This is a genomic window from Helicobacter marmotae, from assembly GCF_003364255.1.
GTDB classification, from domain to species: Bacteria; Campylobacterota; Campylobacteria; order Campylobacterales; family Helicobacteraceae; genus Helicobacter_C; species Helicobacter_C marmotae.
Genome location: NZ_NXLR01000003.1, coordinates 47,044 through 61,717, shown reverse-complemented (window position 1 = coordinate 61,717; position 14,674 = coordinate 47,044). Strand labels below are relative to the sequence as shown.

Here is a 14,674-nt window from a genome sequence, read left to right as displayed (position 1 = left end):
CAAAACAACTTTGAGGCAGAGAAATGAAAAAAGTATTAATATGTTTATATGTGCTGTGTATATATCTTTACTCTCATGAGATTTTTGACACCCTAGCCCAAGAATGCCTCAAGCGTTACTATCCACAAGTGGAAAAAATAGTTGATAATCAGGTTATACTCCAAGATGGGCATAGTTTTATTTGGGATGATGGTTTAAATAAAGATTATGATGAGATGTTACTTCACCCAGATATGAAAGATGCCTTTAGCTACCCTTATCCTTTAAGTGGGAAAGTCCTTAATCGCGATGAAGATACATCACGGATACGACATTTGGGGTTTTATAAGGCAATTTATGGAAGTGATGAAAATGCAGTAAAAGAGCATTTGGTGAAGATTCCATGGTTTAAACAATTTTTTGATGAGAGTTTTATTGTAGTAACAAGTGCAAATAATGCAGATAAAGCATTTGAGCGCGTTATGCAAAAGCTCTCTGCCTCTGCTGAGCTATATTCGCAATTTTTGAGTAATCAAGATGCCTTTTATTGGCGTAATATCGCAGATTCACCAAATCTTAGCCCTCATAGCTTTGGCATAGCCCTTGATATTAATACGCAATTTTCAAAATATTGGTTATGGGATAAAAAGGAGCATAGCCAATATCAGTATGAGAATCAAATCCCCCTAGAGATTGTCCATGCTTTTGAAGAAGAGGGCTTTATATGGGGTGGGCGGTGGTGGCATTATGATACGATGCACTTTGAATACCGCCCAGAGATTATCTGCTATGCTAAAAATATATGGCAGTTTCATTAAGCATTCAAAACAAAACGTGTAATAAGATAACTTCCCCATACAAAAACTGCAAAAATACAAGATATAAGCTGCACTGCACTTCCCATATCTTTTGCTTTTTTAGCAAGCGGGTGGATTTCAAGGCTAGTAAAATCAATGGCATTTTCAATCGCGGAGTTAATAAGCTCTGCAAGAGTGCATATCACGCAAGGCAAAATAAGCAAGACAAGCTCCTGCCAACTTTGCGCGATAAAGAATGCAAGAAAACTAAGCAGAGTGCCAATAATCAGAATCTGCCTAAATGCTTCCTCCTCTTGCCATGCTGCCTTAATGCCACTTAGAGAGAAGAAAAACGCATTATAGACCCTTTTAAAACCTTTTTTACCCTTTTTGTCATTACGTTCTGGTTGTGAGGCTCTGTTATTTTGCATAGTATCTCCTAGTGTATGTCTTAGTGGGAGAGCACTTCAAGGTCATAATTTTGGGCAAAAGTCTTAAGCTCGGGGTTAGTTAAAAAATCATCAAGGACTATGAATATTTCTTTATCATTTTTGCGTTTTATATTTAAGCCCAAATTATGAGTTTTACCTAAGAGAAAAGATTCTAAAGCATTCCCAAATTGCATAAGCTCATCTTTATACACATCTCCTAGTGTGAGTTGCGCACCGATAAGGAATAATTGCTTTGTATTGGTAGCAAATTGTTCAAAGCCCTCTTTGATGGTCGCAGCGGGTATATCATCAGGGTAGTTTTGTAATTTATAATATGTATATATATCCTTGCTAAAGCCTTTATCTTGCGTGGTAAGCTTAAAGTCCTTGAGTGAATATTTCACATCTTTGTAGCCCAAATAGCCATTATCTAGCTCATCATCTAAAAGCATTTTGAGATAGAAATCTTCTAAAATTTCTTTAATATTTTGCTCTTTGAACTTTTCATGCAAGAAAGCACTCCCGCCACTTATTTCATATTTGGCATTATGGGCTAGGATATTGCATGCGATGTTTTCATCAAGCTTTTCTCCTTGCGTGTGGAGTGCGACTTTGCATTGAACTTTGCTAGGGAGAAATGAGAGGGTAACTTTATCCAATTCTTCTTGTGTTTGCTCATTCACCTCTGGCTCTATTTTATGAACATTAAGGGCTATTTTAAGTGAGTGTTGAGTGATGGAGTTAATATCTATGCCCACATCATGCAAGTTAAATTGCGTTAGCTCATCGCCTATAAGCATACTCTTGCTATAGCATCCTACACTCATTAAACCGCTACATGTAAATGGCTCAAATGATTGGATAAAAGTAAAATCTTTGGCAAATTGTTCCATTTTTTGATTGAGCGTTTGCTCCATTTGCATTTTGACCTTTGAGATTTTAATAGCATACATAATCGCTAAAGCTATAGCAATAATTGCCCCAACCCCTAATATAATGCTGACTAGTTTTTTACCCATAGTGTTCCTTTGAAATATGATAAAAGCGGGAGATTATAGCATAGTATCGTAAAGAGGCACCCCTTAAAGGGGTGGAGGGCTATTTTATACTTGTAGCCTTTGTGGAAACCTTATCAATGACATTGAAATTATAAGGTTTAGTGTGTTTATCAAGCTCTAAAAGCTCTTTTGGTGCTTCGCCATTTACATTTCTATCTTTGTAGTAGCGCTCACCAGCGGTATGTCCATTGAGATCAATTTTATACACAATTTCACCCGGATTGAACTTTTGAATTTCTTCAAATCCAAGATTAGAGGTTTTAAAGTTTTTTATGCCATTTGCATTGGCAATTTCTACAAGCTTTGTTTGCCCCATTCTTGCCATTTCTACAAGCTTTGTTTGCCCCATTCTTGCCATTTCTACAGCTTGTAGGAGCATACGGCTTGCTTCGCGTGGATTATGGAATCCTGTTGAATTCTCCGCCCCTACGAAATCCCCTCTCATTTGCCCGCGGCGATGAAGCTCTAAGGGCTCTTCTAGGGCAAGTGAGATTTTTGCATCATCTGGCTTGCCATTGCTTTGATATTTTGGGAGTTTGCCAAGCTCTTCTCTTAGCTTTTTAATGTCAAAAATAAGGCTAACAGTCGCATATTCTGCACTTCTTAAATCAAATGCTACGGATTTTTGAATATCTGCAATTTGGTTTTTGAGATATTCTTCTGATTGCGTATGGCATGTTTTACACGCCGCATTTATATCAAAAAGCGGTGAAGTGATATTGTGTTGTGTAATTTTCTTCCCACCTGCGCCTTTGATATAAGGCATATGGCAGTCCGCACAGCTTACACCATTTGCTGCATGCACGCCCCCGCTAAACATTTCATATTCAGGGTGTTGAATCTTAATCATAGGGGCTTTGGTTTCTTTATGAGTCCAGTCTTCTTTGAATATCGGGCGCACTGCGTCATAGTGAGCATCAAACATTTCAATTCTAAATGGCTCATCTTTTCCCCACGCACTCCATGGGAATGTGAGATTAATGCCATCAACTTCAATTTCAGTAGCCTTATTGCCATCTCTCCAATGCTCATATTCATCATAAGTTTTTTGTGTGCCATTCCACCATTTTTTGCTTGTATCAGTGGCAATTGATTCCCCCATGACTTTCACTTTCTCCCCTGTGGGCTTGAAGTAGTATTCCACATGGCATTGTGCGCACACAAGAGTTCGCATTTCTTTTCTATCGGCTTTAATGCCTTGTGTTGCATCTTTTTGATAGCCTCTATCTACAAGAGCATTAATAAGTGCGGGACGGACTATTCTAAGACTCATATCATCTGGATTATGGCAGTCCGCACAGGTTACGCCCATTCTTTTGCCCCCATGAGGTCCGCCATGTTCTTCTGAACCTTCTTGTATGCCATTGCGTGTGGGGACATTTTTAATCATAGTCCAATATTTTGTGCTATTAAATACTGCAAAATCCCCATTTGCTACATTTTTGATAAGCCAAGGCGTCCAGCCACTATGGCAATTCATACACGCTGCGGGCTGCCCGCCAAATTTAGCAAATCCATGTGCATTAAGGAAGTCCTTGTTATTGCGCGCGGTTTCCATTTGATCTACTTGTATCCAAAAATGCCCCCTCTCTTCATTTGCATCAAGGCTAAATGGATAGCCAGCCCAGAGAATGGTGAGTTGCGGGTAGCGGATAAGCTTTGAGTAGGCGAGATTCCCCCCAAAATTTGTATATCTTGGTGTCTCTGTTTCTACCTTAAGATACATATCAAGGTATTCTGGGAAGTTTTTACCCCAAAAGTCAAAAGTTGGATTTTCATCAGTGAGCTCTACAAGTTGTTTTGAAATCACTCCTGTATTGCCTGCTTGTTTGTCTGAAATATCTTTATTAAGCCACAAAAGCCCAATAATTACCACAATAGCCACAACGATTAATATAGGCAGCATTCCTCTTTTTTTCTGCATTTCTTTTCCTCCTTAAAGTAATTGGTAATTAAAATCCTCTTTTATGTCCTACGCTTTCATGGCATGAGACACAGCTTAAAGCATTGTTATGACCGGGTGTGGTTGTGGGATTGATAGCATTTTGAGCATATTCAGCATGGCAACGCACACAATTGTTTTGTACCCATTTTTTGCTTGTTTCATTCGCGCTGAGATTTACAGGCAAGCTATCAAGCTTAAAAGTAAAGGCATAGGCATGTCCTACGCCTGTTTGGGCTTTGGCAATCCATTTAGAGACAAAATCATGCGGTAAATGGCAGTCATTACAAGTAGCTCTTGGCTCTCCTGCGGTTTTATGCGAGTGCGGAGCACTAAGGTAGTCATTAAAAACCTCATTCATAATATGGCAATTATTACATGCTTCTGGGTTATTACTGAGGTAGGATACCCCCTTTGCATTGTAGAATGTATAACATGCTAGAATGATGATAACCAGTAGAAGAATGAGAAAAATGCTTGATATGAGAGAGAATGACTTTTGCTTGATACCCTTTCTCAATAAGCCCTCCTTCATTTGTGTTTGGCGAGTGAAATTCCTAAAAACACTCCCTAGAATGTTACTATTATCACTATGAAAATGATTTAACTTCTATCAAAAATACTTATAAAAAGGAAAATTATGTTTTTACATACAAGTTGTGAAAGTCCGCTATTTAGGGGGCATAAAATATGCTTTGGGCTTACTCATCGTTTTGGTGGGGTAAGTCAAGAGGCGTTTGCTACATTGAATCTTAGCTTTCATATAGGTGATGATAAAAAGTCTGTAGAGCATAATCACAAGCAAGTAAGGCAGAGATTCTATAATACATTTGGTATAACACAAGCATTGCACACACCACTTTATTATCTTCATCAAACCCATAGCACGCAAAGTCTCCTTCTTGATGAGGTTTTGGAATCTCAGCACAAACTGCCAAATCTGCCGCAAAATCCGGGATATTTGGGTAAAGGTGATGTGATTATCACTCATCTTCCCTATAGAATCTGCCTTGTTGTCGTGGCAGATTGTAATCCTATCTTGCTTTATGATTCTAAAAATGCTGCCATGGCACTTATACATGCCGGGCGCAGGGGGGTATTTAATGGCATAGTGGCAAAAGTGTTTGAAAAAATGCACATGCTTTATGGCACACAAGCTAAAGATTGCCTGCTTTATATAGGGGCTTCTATTCGTTCATGTTGCTATGAAGTGGGAGAGGAAGTGAGGGAAGAATTTGTAAAACTTGGCTTTGGGGCAGAGGGTATGAAGGGCAATAAGCTTGATTTAATTTATTGCTTGCAAGAGCAATGCAAGGCATTAGGTTTGGAGCAAATGGAGATAAGTCCATATTGTTCATGCTGTGATGAGCGATTATACTCATATAGGAGGGAGAAACACACAGGACGTTTTGGGCTACTTGCTATGCTTTTGTAAAAGTTCCCTAAGAGCTGACAAACCAATTTCCCTTGTAAGTGTTTATTGTGTGTGGGTTTTCCTTGCAGGTGGCTAGGTTTGTCATTCTTGAGGACACAGCCCGAAACATCTCTGCAAGAATCACTAGGGCTCAAAAGCAATGCTTCGCCTGCGGTTAAGATATGACAAAATGGCGGAGTCCTTAGCAATTCTAATGGGGTTGTTTATAACTCCTTACTTTATGTTGCAAAACATAAAGGCTATAGCGATTCTTTAAGCGTATAGATAGCTACCGCTGTGTGTCCATAAGCATTTGGTGGAATCTTCACAAAATGCTTGCCTAATATGCCGAGTTTATTAATAACCTTTCGCATAATTCCTCTATCTACAAGTGGGGTTTGGCGGAGATGTGGGTGGAGGGCTTTTGCCCACATAGTGGCTTTATAGAAGTCAATATGCTCTTTTTGGATAGGTTCGTGGTAGATAGAGAGAAGTTTGAGATTAAAAATTCTAGCGATGTGTCGCAATGTAGTATCACTAAAGCGAGATATATGATGTGGGGGCATATTTAAAATACCATTGACACAATATTGAATAAAGCTATCTTCACTCGGTACAGCGATGATTAGCAAGGGATTATGTTCTTCCCCCCCCCCGTTAAAATTTTGCCATCTTAAGCAGTGAATCTGGGATTGGATAAAGCTATGGGGGTTATTTACGTGCTCTAAGACTTGGAAGCTACAGGCGACGTCAAACCCATTATTTTTAGGGTCTTTTAGGGCTTTGGCATAAGATTCTATGGTTACATTTTCAATGCAAATGCCCGCCTTTTGCGCCATATCTTTTGCTCCTGTGCTAAGCTCTAGCCCTACATAATGCTCCTTTGCGCCCTCTGGTAAATATTGTGCAAATGCAGCCCTCCCACAGCCCACTTCAAGCACGCGTGCATTGGGGGCGATGAAATTTTGCGCATAGGCATATTCATGCTTTTGTGCGAAGTAATACCAATCAAGCGTATTTAGGGCATTATAGAAATTATTGTCTCCTGTGGGAATAGAGCCATCTTCGCAGGTGAAAAATTTTAAATCACAATCTAAGCAAGTGTGATAGATTATATCGCTTTGCACAATATGGCTTATATCAACTCCAAAGGAGCGCTTATATAGGGCTTGGAGGTCTTCTTTTTTACATTTTTGAGTGATGGTGGTGTTAGGACTATGGCAAAGTATGCAATTCATGTGTGTTCCTTTATTTGGGATTTGAGTGATTTAAGCGCTTTGTATAGAGGTTTGATTAGAGGTTTTAGGAAGCATAGAGCCACATATATACATCTGCTCCCCCCCCCCCGCTAATTGTAGCCCAAGATTCACCCGGGCGTTTTTATATTTACTATAGATTTGTACATATTCTGTGCCCTCTATCACTCCCTTATATCTCACACCCATCATTTGAGCGATATACTTAAAGCTATAGCGGTAGTGGAAATGCTTAGGCAAGTGGCATTTAATCACAGGATAGAAGCAATTGCCTATGAGGGCACATCCGCCGACTTTAAGGGCAGATAGCATAGATTCAAAAGTATCAAGGACAGAATCTACATGCTCTAATACATCAGTTGATAGCAGGCAGTCATAGTGCTCTGCTTTGAGGCTTGAGACAAAGGTAATGTTACTATAGTGTTCTATGCATTGCTTCCCATATTCGCTGGGGAAAGGCTCATAAATATCAATTTGTGCCTCTGGGCAGAGTTTGGCTATTTCTTTAGCTAAACTTCCAAATCCTCCGCCATAATCGCAGATCTTCTTAAAGCCTTGTGCTGCTATGTAGTGAGCTATGGCTTTGCGTATGAAGAGGGAGAGGGCGTGAGATTCTATAAATAAGCCATTAAGAGCCCACACAGGGTGGGCATAAAATGTAGCTATTTTATCCCAATTGAGTGTTTTATTATCACAGCCAAGCTCATCCCAAACTAAATCAAGCAAATACCATATCTGCTCTAAATCATCTTGTATATGTGGATTTTGCTTTGCAAGTAAGTCTTCAAGGGCTTTTCTCTCATCTTCTTGCAAGCCTGTTAAGTCAATATTCATATTGCTCCCTTTTTTAAGTAGTCTTATGTATTTCAAGCGGTTACTATGCGCTTTTTGCGGACTCTAAAGGCAGATTCTAGCATAAAATCTTGCCCAAAAAACACACGAGGCAATGCGTGCAAGGCTTTTTTATGAGCGGGGTAAATGCAGCCATGTCGCGTGGTTGTCGCACTAAGGAATCCAAGCTCTTTTATTAATGCAAAATATGAGGCATCCACTTCAACCCTCCCACCAAAGGGATAGGCAAAGTGTTTAGGCGCATAGCCCAAGTGTTTGACAAAAAGCTCTTGAGATATGTGTATATCTTTGGCAATATCTTCAGGGCTTAGGTGGTTAAAAATAGGGTGGGAATGGGTGTGAGCTCCGATTGTGCAAAGCTTCTTCTGCCCCCCCCCCAGCACATTATCTAAAAAGCAAATATCCTCCCAACTTAGGGCTAGGTGATTATAAGTGCTTGTATCATAAGTAATGCCAAAACTTTCTAAAATGTCAGTGCCACTTTGATAGCTTTGGGCTTTTTGGATAATTTCATTGCGCAAGGTGAGAAACATATTTTCTTTAAGTGCGCGCGTAGCGATATTATAAGTTTGCCCATCCAAGGTAATGCTATCATGGGCTAAGAGATAGTCCTCAAGGGCAAACCACCACATATTATGGCTAGATTCTGGAAAAGAGGTGCAGACATAAATACAAAATGGAATGTCATATTTAGCAAAAATGGGATAGCCATAAGTGAGATTATCTTTATAGCCATCATCAATACTTATACAGATAAAATATTTAGGCAAATTTTTATGCAAAAGCCCGAAAATAAGCTCATCAAGGCTAATGAAGTGATAGCCCCCATCCAAGCAATCCACTATAAAATTTTCTAAAAATTCAGGGCTAACTTTCATATTCTCATTCGGGGAGAGCTTTGCTTCAAAAGGTGCTATACGATGAAGCATAAGGATTACACCGCTGCCTTTAAAGAAATTCTGCACACATTTTAGGGCAGAGAGTTTATGAATATATGTAGAGATAAAAGCAGGGCGCATATTAGTCCTCACATTTTTTAGCAAATTTTTTGGCAACTATGCAGATGAGCACAGGATAGGCTTTATCATGGGTAAAAAGCTCTTTTTCACTTAACTCCTCTGCGGCTATGCCTTGGAGTTCAGCTATCGCACTCAAGACATTCCCATAGGTTATTACTTCCACATTACCCACTCCAAATACCTCTTCAAAATCCCTTTTAATCCCCATATCTGTAAAACGCCAATAATCTCCCCAACGTTCATAATCATATTGTGAAACCTGCACTAAGCCCGCCACACTCACTAAAGCCACGCTAGGGTTTTCATATCCCCCCCCCCCGTTAATTGCATTCTCTTTTAGCATAAGGTAGATTCCCTTAATGGCAGCCTTGTAATCATAAATAAAATTGAGTGTAACCGTGCAAATAAAGCAATCTAAGATATTGTGAGGCAAGTTAGCGTGCTGTGTCAAGTCTCCAATGATCGTAGCATTTGGGTTATCAGCATTAAAATGCAAAATTTCGCTTTTTTCTACTTGTGTGCCAAATCTCTTTGTGTAGGTGTTTTCAGCGATTTCACACACTCTGCCACGTATAAAATGCGCATTTTTATTTAAAAAGTCATCGGTGTAGATTCTATCTATAGGCGTGCCTCTATCAAAGCCAAATACATTTGAGATAGGCTTAAGGGTGCGCATATTATGCCATTTGGGCGGGTTGAATGTGCGCTTAAATATCTGGCTTATTTTTCTTTTAAGTGCCCTTAAGATTCTGTAACATAATTTGAGTATATAAAGTAGATATTCCAATGTGCCACCTTTAGAGTTATGGGTGGCATTGTAGCATAACTCATTGCAAAGCTTGATTATCACTTTGTGTTTTGCTCCTAAATTGCCTTTTGCACAACGTGTATAAGCCTTTGTGGCTAAGTTTGATAATCCACTTAAAAACAAAAGGATTTATAGGCTTTTGGGAGAAAAGATGTAAATTGGCATAAGAGTTAAAATGCAGATTATGCACTTTAGCGATGTATGCTAAGGTTTTTCGCTCATAAAAGCTAATATGCTGCCCATGGGAGAAACCATAATACCACCAAAGATCTTTCCCGCTATGCTTTGGGATAGGGGAGGGGAGTAGCTCGGTAGAGAAGAGTAAGTTCGGGCAGATTTGTAGCATTTCATTAATGCTCGCTTTAGGCTCTAGCAAATGCTCAAAGACTTCAAAACAAGTAGCAAGCCCTAAGTTAAGATTCAAAGCATTTTCATATTCAAATCCCCTTGCAAAGAGATTTTGGCAATATCTATCACTCCAATAGGCATCTATACCATTATCGCGAAGCAAGCGCACAAGCAGCCCACTTCCGCCACCAAAATCAAGCAAGCTTTTATCATAATCTTTGTTCTGCCCCCCCCCCTGTTTGCTCTTTGCCTAATTTCTTAGTTTTGGGGGCTTTGAAGGTATTTAAGAATCCCTTTAGAGATGTGTTAGATGGGGTGTTTAGAGGCGCAATTAAAGGGCGTTTGCCAAAGTCAAAAAGCAGGTATGCGATATTTAGCACGATTTTATACAAATACAAATTACGCGCTACAATGCCCGTATCACTTCTATTTATGGCTTCACTATAGGCAAGATGTAGCCAATGTACTTCACTGGGGCTTAAAAACCCGCAAGCAAAACATTTAAAAAACTTCACTTTAAAGCTTTTCAGTACTCCTCCTTCAAAGGCAAATTCTGTCTTTGCATTACAAATTTTACATAGCATTTTCACTCCTTTGGATAAAGGCTAAATATTCTTTCACACAAAGCCCGCTAAGACTATGGAAAGTAAGCACATCATAATAACAAATATGTTGCTTTGAGATAAGCGTATAGTCCATAAGCAGGGCTAGGTTTGTGCGATCATTGCTTTGAATCTGGCATAAAATCCTGCCAAAATTATCAAAAATAAGGCATTCTTTGTAACCAAGCTCATAAAGATAGCTAAAAATAGAGAGTGGGTCTTCCCCAAGGGGGCGTAAATGGAATTGATCCCATTCAAAAAAAAGCGCGCTTTTATGTGCCTTTAGGGTCTCTTTAGCTCCCCGAAGCACTTTAAAATCAAAGCCATCTGTGTCAATTTTAATAAAATGTGGGATAAAGTGAGAATTTTGCATAAGGCTATCAAGCGTGCAAATTTTATGAGTATTGTTAGCATTGTTGCTATGTTTTAATTTCGAGCTGCCATCTTGCTTTTCTATATACAAATTTGTTTCATTCTCACTATCGCCCAAGAAACACTCATAGAGCTTATATTGTGGCAAATCTGCGTGTGTGCTTAAGCCCTGCTCAGATAAGCTCTGTGCGGATAGGCTGCGCATATTCATACTCTGCCCCCCCCCCCGTTGCTTTTTTAGCAAAATTGCGCTTGATATTTAGCGGGATAAGCTTTGCATAACTTTTTTCGCCCTCAAATAGCCAATATGTTGCATTCCCACAAGCGCAAAATGCCATTGTATCGCCAATATTAGCACCTACATCAATGATTCCGGGCTTTGGATATTTGCTTGAAATATAGCTTGCAATGCCCTTTAATTGCATATCATAGCTAGGGTAGAGCTTTTGGTTTATAAAAATACTATGCGAAAAGGGCATAGCAAAGTAAAACCCCCGATAAGCTATATCAATAATAGGGTCGCTTATTTTAAGCATTATCTTGCGTATGAAAAGAAGCATTTTGCAGAGAAGCTTCGAATGGGACTGAAGGTAAGCCTTATAAATTAAAAGTGCTAGTAATTTCATTGTACTCCTTTAGTGTGATATTTGGGTGAGATTATACTTTGCACAAAGGGAGATGTGCAATAAGCTTTGAGCGATTTACCCCATGTGTAAAGCTAAGATTCCCATTTTTATCCCTTGCTTGGCGGGTATGATGCACAGGCGGGCTATATGGGTCATTTGGGGCAAAGCTGTGTATGTGTGAGAGCTTTTCTTGCAAGGAAGAAGAGACAAAAAACGCATTACTCCCGCTTCTATCTACCCCCACAAAGCAATAGCCCTTTTTATGCCCAAGCGCTCTTAGAGCGTTTAAACTTGCTCCAAAATACAAACCACTAAAATGAGCCTTAAATCTCTCAAACTTTTCATCATAAGGCACGCTTGTAGCTCCCTCTAAAAGGGCGTTATATTCGATAACCACAATAGCTGGGCTAATGCAAGTAATCGCCTCCCATACATAATAATCAACCCCATCAATATCGATACTCAAAAGCGCGACATTCTCTAAACCTCGTGAATCTAGCCATTCTTGTATAAGGGGATTTATATTCTCTTTAGTGATAAAGGCTTGCTTTGCCTCTAGGTCATATTGCCAAAAGAGAGAATCATCACGTATTGCCTGAATATACTTTGGCGAAGAGTCAAGCACCAAACCTTGAAAATGCCTCCTTTTTAGCAAATAGCGGGTGTTAGATTCCCTATAATCTTGCACGCCAAATTCAATAAAAGCCCGCGGATAGCCACTTTTATGAGTATCTAGCCCTAAGACTTCAATCAAAAAGTCAATAATTCCATCTTCGCCATTTTGTGAATATGCAGAAAATTCAAACATATTTATATCCACCTTTTGATTTGTGGAAACTTGATCTGTAGTGTATTTATGGGAATAACTTTCATTCTGCCCCCCCCCCCGTTACTCTTTGCTTATAGTGCTCTAAATGCTGAAGACTTAGGGTTTGAGCGTGAATCATAATGAGGCTATCAAGCTTTGTGTTTAGCTCATTTGTGAAATACGACTTTAATTGAGAAAGAAACTTTTTAGGGTAGTGTGCAAGTTTTGCCTTTATTTTTGCTTTTATCATGGAATGCTCCTTTTGTGTTGTAATTTTTGCCCTTGTGGGGCTTGCCCCTTTGGAATGACAAACTCATTTCTCTTGTAGGTGTTTATTATGTGTGGGTTTCCCTTGCGGGTAGCCAAGTTTGTCATTCTGAGGGAGTGAAACGACCGAAGAATCTCTGCGGGCTTTTTGTGAATCATTGCTTTTTGGATTTCTAGTAAATGTCGTTAGTTTGTCATTCTGAGCTTGAGAATCAAGCGAAGAATCTCTTTTAGCGACTAGTGATTCGGGTAGAGATTCTTCGCAATGCTTAGAATGACAAACTTGGCTACCCGCAAGGGAAATTATTTTGTCATTCTGAACCCCCGCTAGGGGGTGAAGAATCTCTTTTTGAGTCTCTAGTGATTCCTTTAGAGATTCTTCGGTTGGGCTACGCCCGCCCTCAGAATGACAAAATAACGGAGTCACTGGTGATTCGGGTGGAGTTTCTTCGCAATGCTTAGAATGGCAAAGTAACTGCCTTTCTAGTGATTCGTTTAAGGAGTCTTTAGTAGATAATAGCAATTCTTCGGTCAGGCTACGCCTTTCCTCAGAATGACAAACTAACTTCCTTTGCAAGGTAATTTTATCTTGCGGGTTGGACTTGTTGTCATTCTGAGGGGCTTCAGCCCCGAAGAATCTCTGTGGGCTTTCTAGTAGGTTTGAAAGAGATTCTTCGGTCGCACTTCGTGCTCCCTCAGAATGACAAAATAACGGAGTCACTGGTGATTCCTTTAGAGATTCTTCGCTACGCTCTAGACATGACAAAGTGGCGGATTTTCTAGTGAGCCTCACTTGTGAGGTAAAGATATGCCAACTCAAGCAAGATATGGTATTTGCCAATGCAGTTTGATAAGAGCTCATAAAAGCGCCTTTGCTATCGTATCTATCACTTCTTGTGGAGTGATTTGGTTTATATCAAGCTCACTTTTATAGGCAAAGGTGTTGCTTAGCTCTTCATAAAGGTCGGGATTGTCGCGTATGAAGTGGTGAAGCACCGGGCGGGGCTTATCCCTTAGACTTTTAGGATAAGGGATAAACCGCCCTAGGTGGTTGCCATTAGACACGGCGATAGTTATCGCCGTGTCTAATATGCTCCCAAGATGTGCAGCGCTTGTCTCATTTGAGACAAGCAAGTTGCCATTATACACGATTCCCCCAAGTTGATTAAGGCTACTTAAGCCTATGAAATTATGGATTTTTGGCTCATTGTGTGTGAGGGCAGATTCAAGTAAAGTCTGCAACTTCAAACCCGCTTCTTTGTCTTCACTCCCGCCACAAAGTGCAATATTATATTGATAGTGCTTGGCTACGTATATGCCCACTTTAGCAAAATGCTCTATGCTCCACTTTCTATATTCCGCACTCGCTCCTATGAAAAGCACTATATATGGGGGCTTGATAGATTCTGTTAGGCTATAGTCTAAAAGGGTGGGGTCAATATAAAGCTTTGTGTGCAGCTTTTTAGCTAAAAATTGGCTAAAAAACTCTTCATTTCTATAAAATTCAAACATCACACGCTTGCTAGAGGGGAAAAGGCGGGTGTAGATGCTATCATTTTTGATTTTAAGCTTTAAGGGGAGATTAATGCTATCGCCTTGCGGGGCGAACTTTTGTTTTGCACATATAAGGCAAGAGAGCAAGATATTACATTTATCTCTGGAGTGAATGGGGTTAAGTAACATTGCATATTCCTTAGAGCGCAATATTTTTAGCATTTTTAGGGCATACAAGATATTTCCCATAAATTTTGCAGGGCTAAGGAAGATAAATTCATCTACGACCTTGCTATCAAGGGCATAGCTAAGGTCGGCATAGCTTATATTGGCTATAAATGTAAGATGATAGTTGGGGTAGGATTGTTTGATTTGGGCTAGGAAGTTACGAAATAGCAAATAATCGCCAATGGCATCATTGCGTAAAATGGCTATGCTTTGAGGGGAGGGAGCGGGCTTAAAAAGGTAGCTTAAACACTTGAGCGCGCATTGATAGCTTGTACTTAAGAGGGCTTTTAGGGCTTTGTATAGCCTTAAAGGGGCATACTTCATGCCGCCCCCAAAGTGATATTATGGGCTTTAAGGGGCGTAAATACGGGGC

Annotated in this window: 18 protein-coding genes; 2 read left to right on the top strand and 16 right to left on the bottom strand. The window is 39.8% G+C overall.

Going from position 1 to position 14,674, the window contains the following annotated elements; genetic code table 11:
• Positions 1-23 precede the first annotated feature (23 nt).
• The gene (locus CQA63_RS02675; protein WP_199770676.1) at positions 24-797 is read left to right on the top strand and encodes a M15 family metallopeptidase; all 774 of its coding nucleotides are present in this window, start codon (positions 24-26) and stop codon (positions 795-797) included.
• Here the strand turns inward: CQA63_RS02675 and CQA63_RS02670 are convergent.
• From CQA63_RS02670 to nrfH, 4 genes are all read right to left on the bottom strand, one after another.
• Complete coding sequence (locus tag CQA63_RS02670; RefSeq protein ID WP_104699374.1) at positions 794-1,207, bottom strand: diacylglycerol kinase; 414 nt, start codon at positions 1,205-1,207, stop codon at positions 794-796. The genes CQA63_RS02675 and CQA63_RS02670 overlap by 4 nt on opposite strands.
• A 20-nt stretch (positions 1,208-1,227) precedes the next feature.
• Positions 1,228-2,226: a hypothetical protein gene (locus CQA63_RS02665; RefSeq protein WP_104699375.1), complete on the bottom strand. Its 999-nt coding sequence runs from the start codon at positions 2,224-2,226 to the stop codon at positions 1,228-1,230.
• A 79-nt stretch (positions 2,227-2,305) separates the two neighbouring features.
• Complete coding sequence (locus tag CQA63_RS02660; protein ID WP_104699376.1) at positions 2,306-4,189, bottom strand: ammonia-forming cytochrome c nitrite reductase subunit c552; 1,884 nt, start codon at positions 4,187-4,189, stop codon at positions 2,306-2,308.
• 28 nt (positions 4,190-4,217) lie between these two features.
• Positions 4,218-4,742: a cytochrome c nitrite reductase small subunit gene (gene nrfH / locus CQA63_RS02655; RefSeq protein ID WP_199770677.1), complete on the bottom strand. Its 525-nt coding sequence runs from the start codon at positions 4,740-4,742 to the stop codon at positions 4,218-4,220.
• A gap of 105 nt (positions 4,743-4,847) precedes the next feature.
• Between nrfH and CQA63_RS02650 the strand changes: the two genes are divergently transcribed.
• Entirely contained in the window at positions 4,848-5,642 is a 795-nt protein-coding gene (locus tag CQA63_RS02650) for a purine nucleoside phosphorylase YfiH/LACC1 family protein (RefSeq protein WP_104699378.1), read from the top strand.
• 239 nt (positions 5,643-5,881) lie between these two features.
• Here CQA63_RS02650 and CQA63_RS02645 read toward each other — a convergent pair whose 3' ends face one another.
• The 12 genes from CQA63_RS02645 to CQA63_RS02595 all read right to left on the bottom strand — a co-directional run bounded on the left by CQA63_RS02645 (position 5,882) and on the right by CQA63_RS02595 (position 14,625).
• A complete protein-coding gene (locus CQA63_RS02645; protein WP_104699379.1) occupies positions 5,882-6,859 on the bottom strand; it encodes a class I SAM-dependent methyltransferase in 978 nt (325 codons plus the stop codon).
• Positions 6,860-6,889: 30 nt separating this feature from the next.
• Positions 6,890-7,711 (bottom strand): class I SAM-dependent methyltransferase, encoded by an 822-nt coding sequence (locus tag CQA63_RS02640; RefSeq protein ID WP_233706548.1) that lies wholly within the window; start codon positions 7,709-7,711, stop codon positions 6,890-6,892.
• Positions 7,712-7,743: 32 nt separating this feature from the next.
• Entirely contained in the window at positions 7,744-8,748 is a 1,005-nt protein-coding gene (locus tag CQA63_RS02635; RefSeq protein ID WP_104699380.1) for a polysaccharide deacetylase family protein, read from the bottom strand.
• Between the two features lies 1 nt (position 8,749).
• Positions 8,750-9,535 (bottom strand): hypothetical protein, encoded by a 786-nt coding sequence (locus CQA63_RS10175; RefSeq protein WP_233706549.1) that lies wholly within the window; start codon positions 9,533-9,535, stop codon positions 8,750-8,752.
• A 40-nt stretch (positions 9,536-9,575) separates the two neighbouring features.
• Positions 9,576-10,106 carry a class I SAM-dependent methyltransferase gene (locus CQA63_RS02625; protein ID WP_104699381.1) on the bottom strand — a complete coding sequence of 177 codons (531 nt, stop codon included), beginning with the start codon at positions 10,104-10,106 and terminating at the stop codon, positions 9,576-9,578.
• A gap of 7 nt (positions 10,107-10,113) precedes the next feature.
• On the bottom strand, positions 10,114-10,488 hold the full coding sequence (locus CQA63_RS10045) for a hypothetical protein (protein ID WP_199770678.1): 375 nt from the start codon (positions 10,486-10,488) through the stop codon (positions 10,114-10,116).
• Positions 10,478-11,089, bottom strand: a complete 612-nt coding sequence (locus tag CQA63_RS02615; protein WP_244916264.1) for an FkbM family methyltransferase — start codon at positions 11,087-11,089, stop codon at positions 10,478-10,480. Before CQA63_RS02615 ends, CQA63_RS10045 begins: the two co-directional genes overlap by 11 nt.
• Complete coding sequence (locus CQA63_RS02610; protein ID WP_115511820.1) at positions 11,052-11,504, bottom strand: hypothetical protein; 453 nt, start codon at positions 11,502-11,504, stop codon at positions 11,052-11,054. The genes CQA63_RS02615 and CQA63_RS02610 overlap by 38 nt, the downstream gene beginning before the upstream one ends.
• A gap of 31 nt (positions 11,505-11,535) precedes the next feature.
• A complete protein-coding gene (locus CQA63_RS02605; protein ID WP_244916263.1) occupies positions 11,536-12,312 on the bottom strand; it encodes a hypothetical protein in 777 nt (258 codons plus the stop codon).
• A 61-nt stretch (positions 12,313-12,373) separates the two neighbouring features.
• On the bottom strand, positions 12,374-12,562 hold the full coding sequence (locus CQA63_RS10170; protein ID WP_244916262.1) for a hypothetical protein: 189 nt from the start codon (positions 12,560-12,562) through the stop codon (positions 12,374-12,376).
• 63 nt (positions 12,563-12,625) lie between these two features.
• Positions 12,626-13,441 (bottom strand): hypothetical protein, encoded by an 816-nt coding sequence (locus CQA63_RS02600; protein WP_115511819.1) that lies wholly within the window; start codon positions 13,439-13,441, stop codon positions 12,626-12,628.
• Complete coding sequence (locus CQA63_RS02595) at positions 13,438-14,625, bottom strand: glycosyltransferase family 9 protein (RefSeq protein WP_104700338.1); 1,188 nt, start codon at positions 14,623-14,625, stop codon at positions 13,438-13,440. Before CQA63_RS02595 ends, CQA63_RS02600 begins: the two co-directional genes overlap by 4 nt.
• Positions 14,626-14,674: the final 49 nt, after the last annotated feature.

Excerpts from the sequence above, each read along its gene's own strand:
- CQA63_RS02665 (WP_104699375.1), bottom strand. The coding sequence starts at position 2,226 with ATGGGTAAAAAACTAGTCAGCATTATATTAGGGGTTGGGGCAATTATT.
- CQA63_RS10045 (WP_199770678.1), bottom strand. The coding sequence starts at position 10,488 with ATGCTATGTAAAATTTGTAATGCAAAGACAGAATTTGCCTTTGAAGGA.
- CQA63_RS02670 (WP_104699374.1), bottom strand. The coding sequence starts at position 1,207 with ATGCAAAATAACAGAGCCTCACAACCAGAACGTAATGACAAAAAGGGT.
- CQA63_RS02640 (WP_233706548.1), bottom strand. The coding sequence starts at position 7,711 with ATGAATATTGACTTAACAGGCTTGCAAGAAGATGAGAGAAAAGCCCTT.
- CQA63_RS02610 (WP_115511820.1), bottom strand. The coding sequence starts at position 11,504 with ATGAAATTACTAGCACTTTTAATTTATAAGGCTTACCTTCAGTCCCAT.
- CQA63_RS02605 (WP_244916263.1), bottom strand. The coding sequence starts at position 12,312 with ATGTTTGAATTTTCTGCATATTCACAAAATGGCGAAGATGGAATTATT.
- CQA63_RS02650 (WP_104699378.1), top strand. The coding sequence starts at position 4,848 with ATGTTTTTACATACAAGTTGTGAAAGTCCGCTATTTAGGGGGCATAAA.
- CQA63_RS02635 (WP_104699380.1), bottom strand. The coding sequence starts at position 8,748 with ATGCGCCCTGCTTTTATCTCTACATATATTCATAAACTCTCTGCCCTA.
- CQA63_RS02595 (WP_104700338.1), bottom strand. The coding sequence starts at position 14,625 with ATGAAGTATGCCCCTTTAAGGCTATACAAAGCCCTAAAAGCCCTCTTA.
- nrfH (WP_199770677.1), bottom strand. The coding sequence starts at position 4,742 with ATGAAGGAGGGCTTATTGAGAAAGGGTATCAAGCAAAAGTCATTCTCT.
- CQA63_RS02675 (WP_199770676.1), top strand. The coding sequence starts at position 24 with ATGAAAAAAGTATTAATATGTTTATATGTGCTGTGTATATATCTTTAC.
- CQA63_RS10170 (WP_244916262.1), bottom strand. The coding sequence starts at position 12,562 with ATGATAAAAGCAAAAATAAAGGCAAAACTTGCACACTACCCTAAAAAG.
- CQA63_RS02645 (WP_104699379.1), bottom strand. The coding sequence starts at position 6,859 with ATGAATTGCATACTTTGCCATAGTCCTAACACCACCATCACTCAAAAA.
- CQA63_RS02600 (WP_115511819.1), bottom strand. The coding sequence starts at position 13,441 with ATGAGCTCTTATCAAACTGCATTGGCAAATACCATATCTTGCTTGAGT.
- CQA63_RS02615 (WP_244916264.1), bottom strand. The coding sequence starts at position 11,089 with ATGAATATGCGCAGCCTATCCGCACAGAGCTTATCTGAGCAGGGCTTA.
- CQA63_RS02660 (WP_104699376.1), bottom strand. The coding sequence starts at position 4,189 with ATGCAGAAAAAAAGAGGAATGCTGCCTATATTAATCGTTGTGGCTATT.